Annotated in this window: 15 protein-coding genes and 2 pseudogenes; 12 read left to right on the forward strand and 5 right to left on the reverse strand. The window is 52.3% G+C overall.

The genetic code is table 11. From position 1 onward, the window contains the following. Positions 1-66 precede the first annotated feature (66 nt). A complete protein-coding gene (locus EXE41_RS15400) occupies positions 67-573 on the forward strand; it encodes a hypothetical protein (protein ID WP_137691460.1) in 507 nt (168 codons plus the stop codon). A gap of 82 nt (positions 574-655) precedes the next feature. Here the strand turns inward: EXE41_RS15400 and EXE41_RS19720 are convergent. The 3 genes and pseudogenes from EXE41_RS19720 to EXE41_RS15415 form a co-directional block, all read right to left on the reverse strand. Then, positions 656-943 (reverse strand): annotated as a pseudogene (locus tag EXE41_RS19720) (transposase); the annotation flags it as partial. A gap of 113 nt (positions 944-1,056) precedes the next feature. Then, positions 1,057-1,461, reverse strand: a complete 405-nt coding sequence (locus EXE41_RS15410) for a hypothetical protein (protein ID WP_137691461.1) — start codon at positions 1,459-1,461, stop codon at positions 1,057-1,059. A 63-nt stretch (positions 1,462-1,524) separates the two neighbouring features. Further along, positions 1,525-2,688, reverse strand: coding sequence for a hypothetical protein (locus tag EXE41_RS15415; protein WP_137691462.1), 1,164 nt, complete (start codon positions 2,686-2,688; stop codon positions 1,525-1,527). A gap of 161 nt (positions 2,689-2,849) precedes the next feature. On the opposite strand from EXE41_RS15415, the gene EXE41_RS15420 reads away from it, so the two are divergent. The 10 genes from EXE41_RS15420 (at position 2,850) to EXE41_RS15470 (ending at position 15,488) form a co-directional block, all read left to right on the forward strand. Continuing rightward, positions 2,850-3,005: a Fic/DOC family N-terminal domain-containing protein gene (locus EXE41_RS15420; protein WP_158294424.1), complete on the forward strand. Its 156-nt coding sequence runs from the start codon at positions 2,850-2,852 to the stop codon at positions 3,003-3,005. Continuing rightward, positions 2,932-3,828 (forward strand): Fic family protein, encoded by an 897-nt coding sequence (locus EXE41_RS15425; RefSeq protein ID WP_137691463.1) that lies wholly within the window; start codon positions 2,932-2,934, stop codon positions 3,826-3,828. The genes EXE41_RS15420 and EXE41_RS15425 overlap by 74 nt, the downstream gene beginning before the upstream one ends. Before the next feature lie 383 nt (positions 3,829-4,211). Then, complete coding sequence (locus tag EXE41_RS15430) at positions 4,212-4,844, forward strand: hypothetical protein (RefSeq protein ID WP_137691464.1); 633 nt, start codon at positions 4,212-4,214, stop codon at positions 4,842-4,844. Positions 4,845-4,887: 43 nt separating this feature from the next. Next, on the forward strand, positions 4,888-5,337 hold the full coding sequence (locus tag EXE41_RS15435) for a hypothetical protein (RefSeq protein ID WP_137691465.1): 450 nt from the start codon (positions 4,888-4,890) through the stop codon (positions 5,335-5,337). A 477-nt stretch (positions 5,338-5,814) separates the two neighbouring features. Next, positions 5,815-6,564 (forward strand): hypothetical protein, encoded by a 750-nt coding sequence (locus EXE41_RS15440; RefSeq protein ID WP_206750860.1) that lies wholly within the window; start codon positions 5,815-5,817, stop codon positions 6,562-6,564. A 338-nt stretch (positions 6,565-6,902) separates the two neighbouring features. Next, on the forward strand, positions 6,903-8,642 hold the full coding sequence (locus tag EXE41_RS15445; RefSeq protein WP_137691474.1) for an ISNCY family transposase: 1,740 nt from the start codon (positions 6,903-6,905) through the stop codon (positions 8,640-8,642). 443 nt (positions 8,643-9,085) lie between these two features. Further along, entirely contained in the window at positions 9,086-11,968 is a 2,883-nt protein-coding gene (locus tag EXE41_RS15450; protein ID WP_137691467.1) for a bacterio-opsin activator domain-containing protein, read from the forward strand. A 109-nt stretch (positions 11,969-12,077) separates the two neighbouring features. Continuing rightward, positions 12,078-12,221: a rubrerythrin-like domain-containing protein gene (locus EXE41_RS15455; RefSeq protein WP_137691468.1), complete on the forward strand. Its 144-nt coding sequence runs from the start codon at positions 12,078-12,080 to the stop codon at positions 12,219-12,221. Between the two features lie 2 nt (positions 12,222-12,223). Continuing rightward, the gene (gdhB, locus tag EXE41_RS15460; RefSeq protein ID WP_137691469.1) at positions 12,224-13,525 is read left to right on the forward strand and encodes a glutamate dehydrogenase GdhB; all 1,302 of its coding nucleotides are present in this window, start codon (positions 12,224-12,226) and stop codon (positions 13,523-13,525) included. A 724-nt stretch (positions 13,526-14,249) separates the two neighbouring features. Continuing rightward, positions 14,250-15,488, forward strand: coding sequence for an RNA-guided endonuclease TnpB family protein (locus EXE41_RS15470; RefSeq protein ID WP_137691471.1), 1,239 nt, complete (start codon positions 14,250-14,252; stop codon positions 15,486-15,488). 334 nt (positions 15,489-15,822) lie between these two features. Here the strand turns inward: EXE41_RS15470 and EXE41_RS15475 are convergent, their stop codons facing one another. Beyond that, positions 15,823-16,797 (reverse strand): deoxyhypusine synthase, encoded by a 975-nt coding sequence (locus EXE41_RS15475; protein ID WP_137691472.1) that lies wholly within the window; start codon positions 16,795-16,797, stop codon positions 15,823-15,825. A 312-nt stretch (positions 16,798-17,109) separates the two neighbouring features. Here EXE41_RS15475 and EXE41_RS15480 point away from each other — a divergent pair. After that, a pseudogene (locus EXE41_RS15480) lies at positions 17,110-17,919 on the forward strand (IS5 family transposase). A gap of 36 nt (positions 17,920-17,955) precedes the next feature. Here the strand turns inward: EXE41_RS15480 and fni are convergent. Beyond that, entirely contained in the window at positions 17,956-19,038 is a 1,083-nt protein-coding gene (gene fni / locus EXE41_RS15485; protein WP_137691473.1) for a type 2 isopentenyl-diphosphate Delta-isomerase, read from the reverse strand. Between the last annotated feature and the right edge of the window lie 183 nt (positions 19,039-19,221).

Raw genomic sequence — 19,221 nt, forward strand, 5'->3', positions numbered from 1 at the left:
CTGAATGCCAGTATATTTTGAACTAATGTACAAGGTGAATAGCGCTACATCACAGAACAGTAGGTAATGCCAGATGATATCCGCGATACAGCGCCTAATTTAGAGGATGTGGATTACGATGAACTGTCGGAATTTTTCGAGAAGAAGGGCGCAGTTGAGTTGATCTCTCTTCTTGATAGTGAAGGGTATCGATTCGACGAAATCGACGATTTACTGGACGTAAGCCGTGGGTATCTGAATGATCGCCGTGACGAAGCCGTCCATCTCAGGCTGATTGTTCCTGACCAAGCATACCGAGATGACTCCGTCCGCCGTGTGTGGACTCTTACAACGCTGGGCCACTACCTCCGACAGCGGATGCGCCATCTCGGAGTGACAGAGAGCCACGAGCGACTCATCACCGCTAGACGTGAATACGAAGACCGGAAGGGTGATTTCCTGGAGTGGGTTGATGATCCAGAGTCAATCGAAGCATACGCTGAAGATCTGCGAGCTGGCAATCAGGTACATCCAAAAGAGTTGCCGCCTAAGTTACAAGATCTTTTTCGTCGAGTAGATGACGACCGTTTCTAATTCTTCTTGAGCTGTCGATAGAGCTTTGGGATGGTGATCTGTTGAAATCCTCAGAAGTCCATGCTCTGATCCAATTACGATAATACAGGAATTGCATTGGGTGCGATCCCGCCTCGATGTGGACAGAAGACAACTCCACAGCTACGTCTTGACTGTCTTCGTCCATCTGGTCAAACACTTCCCGTTCGGGGCCGGAGATCCGTTTTGGGATATGGTAGTTAACATCAAGGGTCGAGAGCGTCTGGAACACCCTCATCGAGTCGAACTCCCGATCACACAGCACTGTCTCGATCGGAACGTGTTCTTTCGCTCGTCGAACCAGTTGCCACACAGTACGATGAATCTGATTCGGCGGGTTCTCATCCCACTCTACAGCTCTTCACCAGCCAAGTAGACGCCAGCTGTTGACCCAATTTCGTCTGATCGTCATCGGTTTCTGAGTACGATACAGAAAAGATACGCTTCAATACAGTCTTTCACAGTCTACGGCTCTGGATGAAATATGTCACGTCGGAAATAAAGGTATACCACAAAAACCAATGGAAGTATGACAATCCCCCAGCCGATCGGATTGTTAGCCACACCCGAATACAGATTCAGTATGGCAACAGCAATTCCGACGATAATCCCGCTACTCCAAGCAGATGAATGCCGCCGATAAATCAAAAAAGCAAGGGCAAACATCACAATTGCAGAAAGACCATATATCGCCCCAGACACGATCTGAGGCGGAATCCCAGTATCAATTACTGGGCCAGATAATTGAGATAAGAATCCGTAGAACAAAAATACAAATCCCAGTAGGACAAGGAATACAACAACTCCTATGACGTCAAGTGGGGGCCAATGCGAATCGCTTGGAGAGTGATTATTTGACTGTTTTGTCATAGTGCTATATTCAGTATGAACGGATGAAATAATTTGTTCACATCAACGTGCCCAAGTCGATTGCTAGGAGGACCACTGGTAATCTTCGGAATTGTCTACAATCCAACCCGGCGTTCCATGAACCCGATTTGTACCAGTAACTGAAATATTAATACACATTCCGAGGTAATTGCTGCTGTCCGGGTAGCTACCGAAAGTCAATGAACCACTATCACCAGGGCGGATGTCATTAATAGCCGATCCCCAAGTGACTTGGTCCCAGTACAATTCCCCTATTGACTTACAATTGTCATTTGCCTTTACTGTAACAGGTTTTCCTCGCGCATGAGGAGTCCCCGAGGATTCACAGGTCGTTGTGCCAATTTTTTTCACATCCCAGTCCTCTGCCGAAAAAGTATCGAACCCATCTTTCGACATTGTCCCTTGAATATCATACTCGGTATCATGGTCGCTTGGAAGAACAACTTTGCTTTCCGGCGACCGGCCCTCAGTAGGTTCAATAACCACAAAGTCGTGATCGTGGTCCACAGCCACTACCTCACCAATTTTTTCTCCTCCATGCTCAGCCTCTGCTCCAATTAGATCGGACCCACAGTCCCCACTCGTGGAACTTGCGACATGAGTATTGGTAAGCCAACCCTCATTAAAATTCGGCCCGCTCACACGTGAAGTGAGGGTCCCTCGAGCATTTCCGAATACCACCTCAAGGCCTCCAGGTATATCTCCAGTAGTCGTTAAATCTCCACAGGGGTCTGAATTAACATCACTACCAGGCGAATCTCCCTCTTTGGTCATCTCCGGATTGGCGATCTTGTTGAAGACTATCCGAACATCACGATTCTGTCCCTGAAGATCTCTTGAATTGATATTCACTTCCTTATCTTCATCTATATCAACAGCAAGATATGGGTTTTCCCCTCCAAGATCTCCTGGGTTCATTTCGATGGAAATCACTCCATCTCTCTCTATTGATAACTGTTTGTTCTTTTCTAGAACTTCGCGTGCGTCAAGAAGACGCTCGTACCAGTCTAAGGGAACATTCCACTTATGATCTCCATCCAAGTCAAGAGAAACAGGAACCTCATCGGAGTCAGCAGATTGAATATCCTCAGGTGTAACAGCAGTCGCAGTTGTACTCGCAACCCCAGCGGCTGCGAATATCTCAAGAAGCCGCCGCCGCTTGAGCTTTCTATGCTTGTTCTGGTGTAGTTTTCGCAGTCGCGACATTTTGGAACATGCCCTGATAGGGCATCAAGAATACAACTCTGGAGGTAATTAGCATCAATTACTGATCGGTTTCGTTACTGAGTAATCACTACTTCAATAATTGAATAGATCTCATTATCCGAACCATTTATCAAATGTTGATTTCAGTTAGCGTCACACTAGTGGAAGTTCGGGAAGCCGCGATGAGCTCGCAGATCGAAGGGACCGCAGTCACCGTCTCAGACATCATCCTTCACGAACCAGATGAAGCCCCTGAACGGTCAGCAGCATCCGAGCGCGACATCCGAGAAGCGTACAACTACGTCAAGGCCATCTAAGTGGGAGTTCGATTGGCTCGAACAAAGTAAAAATACCGACCGCGACCTTCCCTGTGAGTTCCACGAATCGCTCCTGCTCGATGTCCGTGGCGAAGACAAGCGCCCCGGGAACATCCGAGATATCCCAGTTATCATTGGCCTAAACAAGAATCCCGAGGACGCACAGTTCATCCCTGCTCATCCAGCCTATGTTCCGATGCTGCTCGACCAGCTCATCGCGTACAACCGAATGGAAAACTACCCGCCCCTCATTGATATTGTCCTCTCACACTACCAGTTCGAGACAATCCACCCGTTCCGTGACGGGAATGGCCGACTCGGACGACTCCTCATCATGCTCCAGTTGTACGACGCTGGCTTGCTAGATGAGCCGTACCTGTACTTGTCTGCGTATTTCAACCGGAACCGGAGTGAGTACTTCGAGAAACTGCTGAGCGTCAGCAGCCACGGTACATGGGAAGAGTGGGTGCTGTTCGCGTTGACTGCGATCGGTGAACAGGCTCGCGACGACCACGAGTGTGGTCAAGAGCTCTTAGACCTTCGAGCCACATATCTCGACCAGTACGACGGGTATCCAACTGTTCGCGACGTCGTTACCCACCTCTTTGAGAAACCATATCTACAAGCGAATCGCGCTCAAGAAGCGACGGGTCAATCGATGAAAGCCGTCTACAACGCGATCGTTATGCTCTCAGGGAATGGGATCTCGATGAAATTACTGGAAAAGAACGCGGTAAGGTCTACCGAGCCTCAGGGATTCTCGCGATCGTCGAAACACCGGAGCTCAACGCCGCGTTCGAGTCTTGTTCATACCTGGGCCTAGTCCTCACTTTCTGAGCATAATTCAGAAATGAATCGAAAATATTTTTCTGAACATTTACTCATCAATTAATGCCAATATCGCAGGGACAAAGTAGAAGATGCGTCATGGAAGACGACAAAACCCTCGAAAAACCGCAGACTACTAATCGGCGTAGTACACTCAGGCTAATCGGCGGGGCTACTGTAGTCGGATTGGGATCCCCAAGCATCGCATCAGCCGATTCAGAATCAGAACTAAGTGCCGCATCTAGCGGTTTCTCCGATTCAGAACCAGATAATTTCAGTGGATCTGATCCACAAGGGTCCTACTGGTATACTGAGTATCGCGGGTTCATGAACTCTGGATGTAATCGGGTTTCTAGAATTACCGCAGACGATGGCCGTGTGTTCCACGAGATCTCGACGTGCTGTACGTCTGAATATCAACGAAAACACCGAATCAACGGCTGGGATGACGGCTTCCTCCTTGGTGGGAGTGCGGTCAAATTCACCTTCCCTTCTCATCAAGTTCTGGTTCCCCAAGATGCCGACAGCTCGAATGAATGGATCGGGTCCAGTATCGACGGTTCGGGGGATATGGCTGACAGCGTAAGCGATGAGGCAGCAGCAGCCTTTGATCTCCTCGGAGATATCGCACCATACGCCTATATCATGGACTTCACCGACTTCTGGAATGAGATCGCAGCCGCGCAAGAGCCAGATACTGAGTACGACTACAAGTGGGGAGAAGACCCTACACCTACCTACGAAGGTGCTTATAAGATCCACCACTGGGTCAAATTCCTTGTTGAAGAGGAGCCAGACGAGCCACCCATATCTGGTGAGATCGAACATACCGCTTTCTGTGGGTCTCTCGACGACAAAGTACAGACACTCAATATCGACGCAACCCCCGGTGGTATCCAAAGTGAGAGTCTTCAGAAAGCAGATGGAGAGACCATTCGGGAAAAGCAAGAACTACTCAAATCTGTTAGACGTGAAGATGTCACTATTGAATCGGTTCAAGTAAGCAACTAGTTTTCTCCTATCTTTATTACTTCTCTCAATTAAACTGGAAAATATGGACCATATTCGCCGGCGTCAGCTACTAGCCGGGCTTTCAGTCGCCGGTCTAAGTGGAACTGTAGGATGTGCTGATTTCCAATTGTCTGGAAACAGTCCCACACAGATCTGCGAAATCACCGTCATCAATCAGTACCCAGAACAAGTCCGGTCAACGCTTAAAATCACGAGGAAGTCAGACGTACTTGTCGAGAGCACCGTAGATCTAGACTCACCCACACAAACAGCAGACACCCACAACCTTCCAGCCAACGAGCTGCCACCGAAATCAGAGTATGAGATCATGCTTACCGTCACCGGTGACGGGTGGAACCTCGAAGGCGAATATGCGGTTACTGACGAGAATCTCGACTCGACTGCCCTCATGTGGCTAGTAGAAAGCAATTCACACCAAGAGGCTGAACCTACTCTACAGCTCTTCACCAGCCAAGAAGACGCCAGTTGTTGACGGATAGCAACACAGATTCGGCATTTAGAATAATCGACATTTGCCCCTGTTGAAATTTTCAGAAAGTGATATATTTTGATTCGGTTGCGATCGATACACGCTTCTCACAGCATTCTTCCAGCTACTATTACGCTGTAGTATAAAATATCAAGATCAGTCCCATTTCACCGAGATACGATCGGTGAGAAAGGAGGCAGAAAGCCCGACGAGAGGAGACGCGACAAAGCCGTAGACGATAGTCGCTGACAAGGGGGCTATAGTGCGCCCCAAATTGCTGGTTTTATGAATACCCTGTGGTCAACACGCACCTTTCAGTAACAGCATGCCAGTCAAGAACCTGTCTAAAGAATACAATTACAACAGAGAAAATCATTCAAATTCGGATCAACACTTATAATACACTTCGTGAGTATTAAACTGTAGACTTTATATATGCTAAATTTTATATGGTTACTAAACAAAGATACTGTGTCCTCCATGAAGAATATTGTCAATGTGGTCCTCAAACGGCGCGTCGTACTCAAGTATATTTGCCAGTACAAGCCAGACAAGCGCGAGCTCGTTGAGAACCTCTCCGATTCGCGTCCCACTATCGACCGAGCGGTTCGGGAATTAGAAGACCACAATTTAGTGGAGCGTGTGGATGGAGTATGTAAGCCAACATATACTGGAAAAACCGCATACGAACTCTGTGAAGAGTTCAGGAACTCCTTCCAGATATTAAAAGAGACGAGTTCTGAACTCTCATCGCTCCCGCTGGATACAGATCTAGACAAGTCAATTTTTCTGGATGGATCTGTCTTTCACCCACCCGACTGCGCCCCGTACAAATCGATACAGTCGCTTGACGAAGACATCAGAAACGGAGAGAAGATCATAGCAGCCACAGAAATGCTGACCCCTCACATCGACGAGATTCTAAAACAGGACACAAACGGGGAAGTCGATATCACCCTGTTCGTGAGCAATGACGTTTTGGAGGTTCTTCTCGACAATCAGCCTGGCAGTATCATCCCCCATATCGAATCTGGTGACACTGTCTACAGGGGGATCAAGGTTTCACGCTACAATCTCTTCTTGATTGACGCCGAAATTCTGTATATAGGTATCTATTCAGACACGAACCATCTCTCAACTGTTATTCGAAACACAAACCAGCAGGCAATTCAATGGGCGAAAAAATCGGTCTCCGAACTTGAGGAAGAAGGTACACTCCTCACAGCATAATAGGTTATTTATTTTAAGATATCTTCAAGTAGAATTTAATTATGTCCCTGTAGGTTTTGATATGCTCTTTCAGTCATTCTGTTAGCTCCTAGTTGTGAATAAAAGGAGTCGTGAACGTTACGTGTCGTTCGCAACTTAACAGACCCGTTGGAAGTTGCAGTTTTCGGGATCTCAAATTCTACCAACCACTAGATTGCTGATAATTTCTTTGCGTGGCGGTATCGATTGACGAGACAGCTATGAGTTCAATAGAAATGTGAAATAGTTGATTTGGCGACTAATGTGACGACTTGAAACCGCTCGCCGCCGCGCTCAGAACTACGATGACTTCGAAACGGATGTCGGCGGTTGATGACGACGCCCCCGCGCTCGCGGGGGCGATCGTCTATCACGCTGGGGAAGTCTGTAAATCAGCGGATCATCTCTGGCGTGTCTTTGGAGAGGTCTCGATTCCAGTTGACGGACTTACCGACGACCGCCAGCAACACAAGGCCGCAAACGGCACTGAATCGATGGCTCGGGTGTATCTCTATCAGGAGATCTACGACCTCGCCCAGAGCGAGGTCGCAGAGCGCCTCGAAAACCGACCATCACTCCTGAAGACGTTTGATTTGGCCAAGGCCCCGAGCCAGCAATCAATCTCGTACGCGTGGAAGCAATTCAGCGAACAGACTAAGCTGACGCTCAAGGCAGTAGCCACGGGTATTGCACGGGAGGCCGTTGACCGCGGCATCATTTTGGACGCACGAGTTCCAATTATTCCAGATGAAGACGATATCGAAGAAGACGGTGATGAACCGACTGTCGCACGCGAGCACGTTCGAAAGCACGGAAGCAAGGTCGTCGAGCTCGCCCGAAGGCACGCCTTCGGCGAGTTCGACTCTGGGAGGGCTGAAAACAGAGTCTACGAGGACGAACAGATCCTCGATCTGTTCGCCTCGGCGTGCCTCACCCAAGGAAGTGCCCATTCCGAGGGTGAAGCTGGTTGGTTTCTCGACGAGAACGACACCTGTGACGACTCTACGTTTCTCCGAGTGATCAAACAGTTCGCAATGCCAGCAGATCAGGAACTCTCTGTTCCACTCCAAGAACAGCAGATCGAGGACATCGTGGCGTTCACCGAGGTGTTTCGCGAGCATCTCATGAACGCGTTCGACACAGCGACCGAAAACATCCTCCAGACGATCCGGTACGAAGATCCATTCGACGACCGCCACGTCGTGGCGGCCGTCGACTTCACGCACGTTCCCTACCACGTCTGGCCGTGGATCGACAAGGACGAAGAGATCCCAAAGTCGGCATATCCGCCGATGGTCAGCGGATACGTCGATGATGGCGAATTGAAACACGGGTACACGTTCGCGACGATTACGATCGTCGGGAACGCTGTCCCGATCATTCTTGGTATCGAACCAGTCAAAGAGCACTCAGACTGGGAACCAGCCGACGCGCCAGCTGATTCGAAAGCAGACGTCGTTGCGCGTCTGCTTTCGAGAGCCCAGCAGTACGTCGATCTCGACGAAATCCTACTGGATCGGGGCTTCTACGCGAAGGAAGTCCGCGCTGAGATCGACGGTCGCGACTTGCTGTATACGATGCTGGTGCCGAAGTACGAGCCAGATTACCGAGCGATCAAGCAAATCAAGAGCAAAGACGGGGTCGACGCCGCTGTCAACCACGACGTCACCGTCGATTCCGACGGTGACGTCGATCACATCGCCGAGTACCTGTACATCCCAGCGACCAATGAGGACGCTGACGGGAACTACGCCGTGTTCGTCACGAACCGCGATCACGTCGCTCCCGACGAGATCGCGCATGTCACCAACAGCTACAGCCGTCGCTGGGATATCGAAAACCAATACAAGTCGGTACAGTCGTACCTTCCCAAGACCTCCTCAACGGACTACCGAGTGCGGTTGTTCAACTTCACGTTCGCAGCACTGCTGTACAATCTGTGGCGGCTCACCGACTTTCTGGTGAAAGTCGGTATGGAGCGAGAAATCAGGTCGCTGCCAGTCGTGGCCGCCAGAACGTTCGTCCGGGCAGTCGGGAATTCTCTCCGTAAAGCCGGGTGAAAAGGCGAGTCAACACCTGTCGCTCGCCTGCGGCAAGCCGCAGGACTCGCGTCTGAACACGATATCAGCCGTTCTCTTCCGAGCGGCACGTGACTTCCCGCTAATTGGCGACCAATGTATAGCACCGCCGTGAGAACATCTCAAACTCCGTCTGAGTCGATCAGTATTCGTTTGTAGACACTCTACATCCCGAAAACGTGCGGACGGTGAACCACGGAAATCGGGTATCAACAGGTGCCTGTAACGAATTCTGATGATAGTGTATCCATGTTATGTACCGCTCCGCATACGTTTAAGGGTTAGATGGTAAATCCTTTTATTCTTTTACTGTTAGATGGTTAACCACCAATGTACATTCATTCTGGCCTAGGCCAGAAGCAGAATTGGGGACGAATTCGAACCGGACTCGAGGGAAGCGTTCCCTGTATTCAAGTGATCGAATAATGGTCGCTTCTCAATCAGTCCTCAATTCGTCGACGGTACTACTCGTCGGAACAAATGACTGGCTCACGCGATTCGCTGTTACGCTTGAGACACGGACTGACGCGACTGTACATACAGTTGGAACCAAGGCGGAAGCGAGTGATATAGTCCGAAATCGGACCATTGACTGTCTCATCACCGGAGACACGCTCGAAGGGGCAACAGGGCTGGAACTCCTCAAGGAGATCCGCACCGAAACCACGACGCTCCCGGTCGTACTTTGTACCGCCGCTGGGAGCGAAGCTATTGCCAGCGACGCTATCAAGGCTGGTGTCACGGATTACATCGCGCTCACGGAGCCGGTAGAAGAGATGACCGACGAACTCATCGAACGAACCGAGCGTGCTGTCCGATCCGCACGGCGGACAGCCACGCGATGGGACCGGGCCAGACAGTTCGACGCCATATTCAACGATTCGCGGACCGCGACGTGGGTGCTCGATCCTGCTGGCTCACTTGCGCGTGTGAACAAGACAGCACGGGAAATGAGCGATGTGGATGTTGAAACGATCGTCGGTGAACCGTTCTGGACGCTTCCGTGGTGGGCAAAGACCGGTACGAAGAGCACGGACGTACAACAAATCGTGGAGAACGCGTTCGATGGGAGATTCGGCAACGCGGTCGTCACACAGCCGCCACACGTCGAGGATCCACGCGTCATCGATCTCTCCGTGCGTCCAGTCGAGAACGAGCGTGGAGATCTCGTTTCAATCGTCGTTGAGGGCGTCGACATCACCGAGCGCGTCGATCTCGAACGCGACCTCCGACAATCAGAGGAGCTTCACCGCGTCACGCTCAACAACATGACCGACACCGTCCTCATCACGAACGAGGCCGGCGAGTACACCTACGTTTGTCCCAACGTCCACTTCATCTTCGGCTACACGGCCGATGAGATTCACGAGCAAGGGACGATCGACGATCTCCTCGGTACGGACCTCTTCGACTGTGAGGAGCTCGCAGAAGACGGCGTGCTTAAGAACATCGAGACGACCGCGACGGACAAAGCGGGTCGTGAGCACACGCTTCTGATCAACGTTCGCGAGGTCTCGATTCAAGACGGGACGCTTCTCTTCAGCTGTCGGGATATCACGAAACGCAAGCAACGCGAGGAGGCGCTTGCGACCCTCCAAGAGACCGCCCGTGATTTCCTGTACGCCGAAACACATCAGGAAATCGCCCAGCATGTTGTTGACGACACACCTGCCGTCCTTGATCTAGATGCGAGTGCGTTCTATCTCTTTGATGCTGATGCCAACGAGCTTCGACCCGCAGCGCACTCGGCGACGATGAAAGAACTCAACGGTCCGCTCCCCACCGTACACGCCGACGGCCAAACACTTCCAGGTTACAGTTTCGTCGAGGACAAAGCGCTGTTTTTCGACGATGTTCATGAGGCAGACCGGCTCGAAAACCGGGTAACTGACCTCCGCAGTACAGCCTACATTCCACTCGGTAACCACGGCGTGTTCGTCGCTGGCTCGGACCGAGTCGGCGTCTTCGACGACGTAACCCGGGAATTGGCTGATCTTCTCGCTGCAACCGCCGAGGCAGCCCTTGACCGCGTCACACGCGAGTCCCGACTTCGAAAGCAAGATCGCACACTACAGGAACAAAACGAACAGCTGACCGAGCTGAATCGGATCAACGAGACCATCCGGGAGATCGATCAAGCTCTCGTACAAGCGGAAACACGGGAGGAAATCGACCATACTGTCTGTGAGCTGTTGACCGGCGAGGACCGATTCCAATTCGCCTGGATCGGGACGATTGACCGGATAACTGACTCCGTCGAACCACGGGCTTGGGCAGGCAGCGAACAAGGATATCTGGATAGCCAAGCATTCGATATCGACGCATCAGCTGGGGAGCCAGCCGGGCAAACCGCGGCCACTAGCGACGTGACGATGGTGACGAACGTCGCCGCTGGTCTCCGCGACGAGCCGTGGCGGAAGGCCGCACTGGCTCGTGACTACCTCTCTGTATTGAGCATCCCTCTCGTGTACAACGACCTTACGCACGGCGTGTTGACTGTCTACGCACCGACCCAGGACGCGTTCGACGACACGACGAAGGCTGTCCTCGCTGAACTCGGCGAAACTATCGCGTCTGCGCTCAGTGCTATTGAACGAAAGAATGCACTGCTCACGACATCGGTGACGCGGGTCGAATTCGGCATCGATGATCCTGCGTTTATCCTCTCACGGCTCGCTCGAGACGCAGCGTGTACACTCTCGTATCGAGGTGGAGTCCAACAATCCACAGAGGGAAGTTACGTGTTTGTGACTGTCGACGACGGAGCAGTAACTGACGTTGTAGACGCCGCCTCGCAGTTGGTCGGGATTGACGACGTACAACAGATTAGTACGGATGGTGAGGGGAGTGTGCTCCGGCTGCGGCTTACCCAACCGTTTCTCGCCCTCGAGCTGGCCGATCATGGTGCTGTCTTCCACGAGGCAACCGCCGACCCGACATCCACAAGCCTCGTCATCGATATTCCGGACAGTATCGATGTCCGGACCATCACCCAACTCGTCCGAGAGACGTTCTCCACCGTCGAACTCCGTTCGAAGCAGACGCTGGATCAGTCCATGGAACGCGACTTGTACTCGAAGTTCCTCGAGAAACTGACCTCACGGCAACTCGAGGTGATCCAGACGGCATACTACAGCGGGTTCTTCGAGTCACCACGCGAGAACACAGGCGAAGATGTTGCGGAGACACTCGGAATCTCCCCTCCGGCATTTTATAAGCACTCTCGGACTGTCCAGCGCAAACTGTTCGAAACGCTCTTCGAGGAGCACAATATCTCAATTTCGGGAATCGAAGAGTTCAATAACTAACCTCAAATCTCAAGGAGCGTTTGGTGGTTAACAGCTGAATATTCCCTTATACACTTATTACACTTACATAGAGTGCCCTATATTACCGGCTGGCACTCGTGAACCCACTATGATAGATGTCGACCCTGAATCAGACGAAAAAACCCCGTACGAGTGCTTCGAGTGTGGCAGCATCATCATCGCAGAAGACAGCCCGGGCCAATGTCCCGACTGTGGCGGCCCGATGCGAAACCGGCGAATGTCACTTGAATAATTATGGCATCAAAATCTGAGAGCACCCACAACGAATCGGACGAAGAGGCGGCAGAACCAATCGAGCCTGAGTCGGCACTCGAGACCGCCCGCCGTCAGTTGGATCATGCTGCCAGTCACTTGGATATCGACCCCAGTATCGTCGAACGGCTCAGATATCCGAAGAAAGTCCACGAAGTAACAGTCCCAGTCGAACGCGATGACGGTACGGTCGATGTGTTCACCGGCTACCGAGCTCAACATGACAGTGTCAGAGGCCCGTTTAAAGGGGGGCTCCGGTATCACCCCGAGGTGAGTAGAGACGAGTGTGTCGGACTCGGCATGTGGATGACCTGGAAGTGCGCTGTTATGGATCTCCCGTTCGGGGGTGCCAAGGGTGGCGTCGCAGTCAACCCGAAAGAGTTGAGTTCGGGAGAAAAAGAGCGACTCACTCGTCGGTTTGCCCAGGAAGTTCGCGATGTTATCGGACCGAATCGCGATATTCCCGCGCCGGATATGGGTACTGATCCACAGACGATGGCGTGGCTGATGGACGCGTACTCGATGCAGGAAGGTGAAACGATACCGGGAGTCGTCACCGGGAAGCCACCTGTCATCGGGGGGAGTGAAGGTCGTGAGGAAGCGCCTGGACGGAGTGTCGCGATCATCACCAAGCAGGCCTGCGAATATTATGGGAGCGATCTCGAGGGAACGACGGTTGCAGTCCAGGGCTACGGGAGTGTCGGTGCGAACGCCGCCCGGCTGCTTGATGAGTGGGGAGCAATGGTCGTCGCAATCAGTGACGTGAACGGCGCAATGTACGACCCAGACGGGATCGAGACGGCGACCGTCCCATCACACGACGAGGAGCCTGAAGCCGTCACGAAATACGCAGACGACGTGATCTCAAACGATGAGTTGCTCACACTCGATGTTGACGTACTCATCCCTGCCGCTCTCGGAAACGTGATCACCGAAGCAAATGCGAGTGCGATCGCCGCTGACCTCGTCGTTGAAGGCGCAAACGGTCCCACCACTTCGACGGCGAGTGCGATTCTCGCAGAGCGGGACATTGCAGTTATCCCCGATATTCTCGCTAATGCTGGCGGAGTCACGGTGAGCTACTTCGAGTGGCTCCAGGATATCAATCGCCGGTCGTGGTCGCTCGAACGGGTGAACGACGAACTCGAAACGGAGATGCAAGCCGCTTGGCAGGCAGTGACAGACGAATACGAGCACCGCGATGTCACGTGGCGTGATGCAGCCTATATTGTTGCGCTCTCACGGATCGCTGAATCCCACGAGGTACGGGGGCTCTGGCCGTAGGGAGATGGACTATCGCCCATTCAGACGGATCCGACAGCCAACTACCCCGTTTGAACGAGGACTGTTTCGACTGTATCAACTCGTTAGCCCCGGGACTATCCTCATCACCATCTGCTTTATCGGATACGTCGTCATCGGCTTCAGTTTATTTTTCGTCGGAATCTATGAACCAACGTACTCCGTTATGGGTTTCACTGATCCGTTTTTCACGAGTTTGTCATTTCTAACAGGGCTCTTCATCAGTACGATGTCGGGGACGCTTGTGGCGCTCACGCTCTTGCTTAGTCCCAACGATTCGAAGGCTGATTTCGTTGTCGTGGTGAGTTTCATAATGACCACAAGGCGGAAACCCGCGACTTTAGGCCTGTCTTTTACCCACAAGTTCACTGAGTCCCAAACAGACGTTTCAGACGCTGTCGAGCCCAATCTATTCTCGGAAGATCGAGGTGAGGAGTGAATCGGGCGATGATATCGGCAGTGGGGGGTTGCTGAATGTGGTAAGCGAGATGAGCAAAATCGTCTCATAGGAGTGTTAAGTCTGTAGATATCGAGGCTTCGGTCGGATTTATTGACCGCAACAACAACTCGATCTGTGGGTAAGAGACAGGACTTTAGGCGCGGGAGGAAGCCGACAACATGGACACACATCATGCTCAATGGCTGGCCGACGCCCCAACGCCAACCCAAACTAATATAAATACATAGCACAACATATGAAGTACAGGTGGTGGGAGACTCACGCACTCGAACCGTGCCCATCAAACTCGATGTGGACGAGAGTGCCGCTGGTCTCCTCCACCAGACAACAGACTACTTCCTCGACGCCGCCAACTACGTCGTCGACGTAGCGTGGGAACCAGACTGGAAAATCACTAGCAAGCAGACACTCCACGATCTTACGTACTACGACGTTCGAGATGACTCACCGCTCCCGGCCAACCTCGTGCAAGCTGCACGAAACCGAGCCGCAGAAGCCGTCAAAGGTGTCGTTGAACGCTGGAAAGACGGCAAGAAAGCCTCGAGACCACACTTCACGTCACGGTTTGCCAGTTACGACGCACGAACCGTCACCGTCAACGGCGACCACTGCACACTCGCCACGATTGACGGACGAGTCACCGCAGAGTTCGTCCTCCCCGACGAACAGCGTGACACGCCGCACTCCGCATACTTGTTCAACGATGACTACGATCTGAAGGGAGCCACACTCCATTACGACGAAATTGAGGACTGTTTCTACCTCCACGTGCGGACAAAGCCCACCGTGGAGAATGATGACGCTGAACAAGGCGATGCCAAGCACGTTTCCGTCCTTGGTGTCGACCTCGGCATCACAAACATCGCAACCACCTCAACTGGACGCTTCTGGAGCGGCGGCGAACTCAACCACTGGCATCGAGAATACGAAAAGCGCCGTGGATATCTCCAGCAAACTGGGACTCGATGGGCACACGAGAACGTTCAGCGAGTCGGTCGCAAGCAGACTGAGCGGTTCGAACAAATGCTTCACACGATCTCGAACGAGCTGGTTGAGGAAGCTCTCGAAAACGACTGTACGCATATCGTGTTCGAGCAACTCAAAGGCATCCGCGAGCGCTTACCGTACGCGAAGGCGGTTCACAAGTGGGCGTTCCACCGACTCTATGAGTACGTCACGTACAAAGCCGAGTCGGAAGAGATTGTGGTGAGACAGATCAATCCGACGTACACGAGTCAGCGTTGCTCGAAGTGTGGATTCACCCACAAGGATAATCATCCGCACAATAACGGACAAGACGAGTTCGGTTGTCTGAAGTGCGGGTATGATGTTCATGCGGATTACAACGCGGCGAAGAACATCGGCCTGAAGTATCTCCGCGATCAGCAAAAGTCTGGACGTGGAGGCGCACCCGTAGGCGTGCGCTTGAACAGCGGGACGTTGAACGTGAATGGCGAATATTCGCCTACCGTGATTAACGGTTAGAACGGGAGTCCACGCTGAATGCCACGCCCTTCAGGGCGTGGTAGCTTACTGCTCTTGGATTTGGGGCCGCTACCATGCGAGTCACATTCGGAGCCGTCCAAGCATGTCTCGCTGGAATAGTAAGTATTCTTCTGTGAAAATAAAAAATGACTTGAAAATACGAAAGAGATTGGTTACCATATTTGCTCTCGAGAACTGCTCAAGTGGGTCCAGACGCAGGGTCTGCTACCGATGGCCGGTCGGTTCACTGTACAGGATACTGATCAGTCCCATCCGTCTCGTGACTGATCACGCAACAAGCCCGTTGCGTGGTTCATGTTCGGTTGTATTATCTCTACTCGCTGAAAGCACCCGCCACGAGCAGTGGGAAGACGAGCGTCGCCTCTGCTTCAACCTGCGTGTAATTTGTCCGCTCATCATCTTTGATCTTCCCCCACGATACTGCCTCGTTCGGGGGTGCGCCAGAGAGTGACCCATCCCCTTCCATACCGGTCGAGATATAGACGACGTAATCTGCCCCACCGCGGAACAAGTTCGTCATAATCGCGTGGTGTTTCGGCACGCCACCTCCAACTGCGATCAGACCCGTCGTATCGGCGAGCATTCCGTCCTCAATGAGCGAGTCGTAATCGTCGAGAATCTCGATGCCGACCTCCGAATCGTACCCCTGTCGGTAATAGTAGAGAAAATTCCCAACCTCGGAATCCGTCAGTGCCGGACAGTAGACGGGAACATCATTGTCTGCTGCTTGTTTCAGAACCGAATCCTGATCGTCGAGTGTCTCCCCTAACTCGCGGGCAAACGCCGTCGGCGTCCGAACCTTTTCCTCAGCGAAGAACTCCTCGAAGAAGTCGTACAGGTACTCCTCCAACCAAACGTAACGGTCGGAAGGGACGAATAGATTCCCAAGACGGTTGATTCCCTGTTCCCGGAGAACCGCTTCGTCCGCATCCCACTCTCCCATTTTGAACGGCTTCGCCGTTTTGATAACATCCTCCGCCAGCGACCCCGCGGTCGTGATAAGCACGTCGACGTACCCTTCGCGGACGAGGTAAGCGACGACATCACGCAATCCCGACGAGATGATATTCGACGTACACGTGAGATATATCGTGGCATCGGCGTCTTGCATTTGCTCGGCGATGTCGATAGCCTCTGCGAGTTGCGTCGCCTGAAAGCCCGTCGTCGCATAGGCTTCCAGCATCTCCTGAAAATCGAATTCTCCACGGAAGTCATAGCCTTGGACGTCTGGCGTCGCCAACTTTTCGTCACTTCCGGGAACAACGTGTTCATGAGAGTCGTCGTCCATACTGGCACTTTGTAAGATGCTGATTTGAATCATTCGAGATTGGTCGCCGATTCTCGATACACACAAGTCAGCATCGGCTAACTACTTGGTATGTCTCAGTCTATCCTCAATCTGCTAGATGGTGTCATAGGACTAGTAGTTGCGACTGGCCGTCTCAATGTATACGGCCTTGTTTAGACGAAGAGAGTCGCTCAGTCTGAATGATCTGTAACTAGTGTCGTCTTCCTAGTAACTCCGACAAAGTACCAAATTTATTAAGAAATAAAGCGGGAAAGATTGGGTGTGTAAACCAAGATCTCCCGCTTCGCAGAGATGGTTGTGTCGCTCTCAAAAAAAGCCGTCACTGGCGAGCCAGTTCCGGCATACCGACCCGGAAAAGAAAGGTATGCCGACTGGGTGATTCTTGCTGTTCAAGGCTTCAAAGAGTATCTTGACCACGATTACCGGAAGCTGATGGATGTTCTGCGAAAAATGCCGAGAGTCGTTGGATCGATTGGTTTGACGGTTGAGACGCTACCTCACTTCTGAACCGTTTGTGCGCGGAAGCAAGCGATTCCGATGAAGCGGTGGCGATCGATTCTTGACGGATCGGTTGAATTATGCGAACTCAGAGATGTTCTGGCAATAGACGCAACCAGCGTGGATCGCGTTCAAGCGAGCCAGTATTACGCAAAACGGAGGGATTACACGTTTGAGGCGATCAAAACTACGCTGCTCATGGATTGTGAAACGAGTGCGATTCTAGACATACACTGTTCGATGAAACAACCGCACGATACACAGGTCGGTTTACAGGTTTTGGTGCGGAATCTCGACGATCTGACGGATGTAGCGGCTGATAAAGGATACGACTGGGAAGCACTTCGGACGGGGTTGCGTGCTGAAAGTATCACACCGCTGATTCCGAAACGCGCCCCCGGTTTTCGAGGCTCGGAGAGAAACTTACTTATCCACAACCGGGCGTATAATCAGCGTTCGAACGCTGAAACAGTGTTTTTCGGCTTACAGCAGCGATACGGTGAGATGCCGTGATCGAGAACGTGGTTCGGTCAATTCCGCAAACTTGTCATGAAATCAGCGGTGCGAAACATTGAACGCGCGATTGGGGGGGCACACCGCTGAACGCTGGCGTCTAAACAAGGCCCTGTGAATACGATACTACTCTCTACTGATTCGCTGTTCAACATACTCGCGCGTTTCTCCCTGTAACACATATTCCACCTGTTGAAGTTCGTCAATCGAACCCGACCCAGTGACGAACATTGCTGTCCGCAACTCGGCGATCAGATCCTCGATTCGCTCGATAACAGCGTCCGGCCCGTCTGTGGCTGGTTTCAAGAACGGTTTTGCTAGTCCGCCGGCACGTGCACCTAAGGCGATCGCTTTTGCCACATCCAATCCCGTCCGCACACCACCACTCGCAATTACGCAGTCATGTTCGGTAACACACTCGATTGTGCTCGCAACGGTCGGGATTCCCCACTCTCGGAACAAAGTGCCGATTCGTTTTTGTCGCGGCGCGTTTGCGGCCGCTGCACGATAGGCTTCGATCCCAGACCACGTGGTACCGCCTTTTCCAGCGACATCGATTGCGTCAACTCCTGCCATAGTTAGCGTTCGGGCGGTCTCCCCGGAAATTCCGTTGCCAGTTTCTTTGACAATGATCGGCACCGAGAGTGCCTCAGATACTCGTTCGATCGCAGTTACACACTTCCGCGCATTGACGTCGCCTTCCGGTTGGGCGGCTTCTTGGAGGAAGTTCAGATGGACTGCGAGCGCGTCTGCGTCGATCATCTTGACTGCCTGCTCGACCATTTCGAGGTTGTACTCCCTGAGTTGGGCAGCGCCGAGATTCCCATAGATGAACGCATTAGGTGCGACATCGCGAACGACAGTATACGACTCAAGTACGCGTTCGTCGTCCAGTTCAAGTCCTGCTCGCTGGCTACCGAGCCCCATAGCAATGCCGGTCTCGCTGGCAGCCTGGGCAAGCGCCCGATTAATTTCCGTAGTGTTGTGGTGCCCGCCAGTCATGCTCTCGATGAAGATCGGAGCAGATAAATCATGACCCAAGAAATCGATGGACAGGTCGATAGCGTCGTAATCAAGTTCCGGGAGCGCGTTATGGACAATGTGGACGTCCTCGAAGCCTGTGCCTGTAGTTTCGACGTCCCGCTCTTGAACAATTTGGAGGTGGTCGTCTTTTCGGTCCTCAGTCTCTGAGGAGTCCTGCGCCGTCATTATTCTAACTTGTAAAAGGGGTGGGAAAACAGTGTTGTTGTAATGATTTGTGTCATCGCTCTTGGGTAGAGGATTGTTGGTGAGTTCTCAGCAGTAGCTGGAAGCCACAGCGGGCAAGGGTGACGCGACCGCGTCACCCGACGAACAATGTTCCCTATCAAGACGTTCGTCTCGGAGCGTCGC

Source organism: Halorubrum sp. SD690R (assembly GCF_005435035.1).
GTDB classification, from domain to species: Archaea; Halobacteriota; Halobacteria; order Halobacteriales; family Haloferacaceae; genus Halorubrum; species Halorubrum ezzemoulense.

Coding starts and splice junctions, on each gene's coding strand:
- EXE41_RS15400 (WP_137691460.1), top strand. CDS start 67: ATGCCAGATGATATCCGCGATACAGCGCCTAATTTAGAGGATGTGGAT.
- EXE41_RS15410 (WP_137691461.1), bottom strand. CDS start 1,461: ATGACAAAACAGTCAAATAATCACTCTCCAAGCGATTCGCATTGGCCC.
- EXE41_RS15415 (WP_137691462.1), bottom strand. CDS start 2,688: ATGTCGCGACTGCGAAAACTACACCAGAACAAGCATAGAAAGCTCAAG.
- EXE41_RS15425 (WP_137691463.1), top strand. CDS start 2,932: ATGAAGCCCCTGAACGGTCAGCAGCATCCGAGCGCGACATCCGAGAAG.
- EXE41_RS15435 (WP_137691465.1), top strand. CDS start 4,888: ATGGACCATATTCGCCGGCGTCAGCTACTAGCCGGGCTTTCAGTCGCC.
- EXE41_RS15440 (WP_206750860.1), top strand. CDS start 5,815: ATGAAGAATATTGTCAATGTGGTCCTCAAACGGCGCGTCGTACTCAAG.
- EXE41_RS15445 (WP_137691474.1), top strand. CDS start 6,903: ATGTCGGCGGTTGATGACGACGCCCCCGCGCTCGCGGGGGCGATCGTC.
- EXE41_RS15450 (WP_137691467.1), top strand. CDS start 9,086: ATGGTCGCTTCTCAATCAGTCCTCAATTCGTCGACGGTACTACTCGTC.
- EXE41_RS15455 (WP_137691468.1), top strand. CDS start 12,078: ATGATAGATGTCGACCCTGAATCAGACGAAAAAACCCCGTACGAGTGC.
- gdhB (WP_137691469.1), top strand. CDS start 12,224: ATGGCATCAAAATCTGAGAGCACCCACAACGAATCGGACGAAGAGGCG.
- EXE41_RS15475 (WP_137691472.1), bottom strand. CDS start 16,797: ATGGACGACGACTCTCATGAACACGTTGTTCCCGGAAGTGACGAAAAG.
- fni (WP_137691473.1), bottom strand. CDS start 19,038: ATGACGGCGCAGGACTCCTCAGAGACTGAGGACCGAAAAGACGACCAC.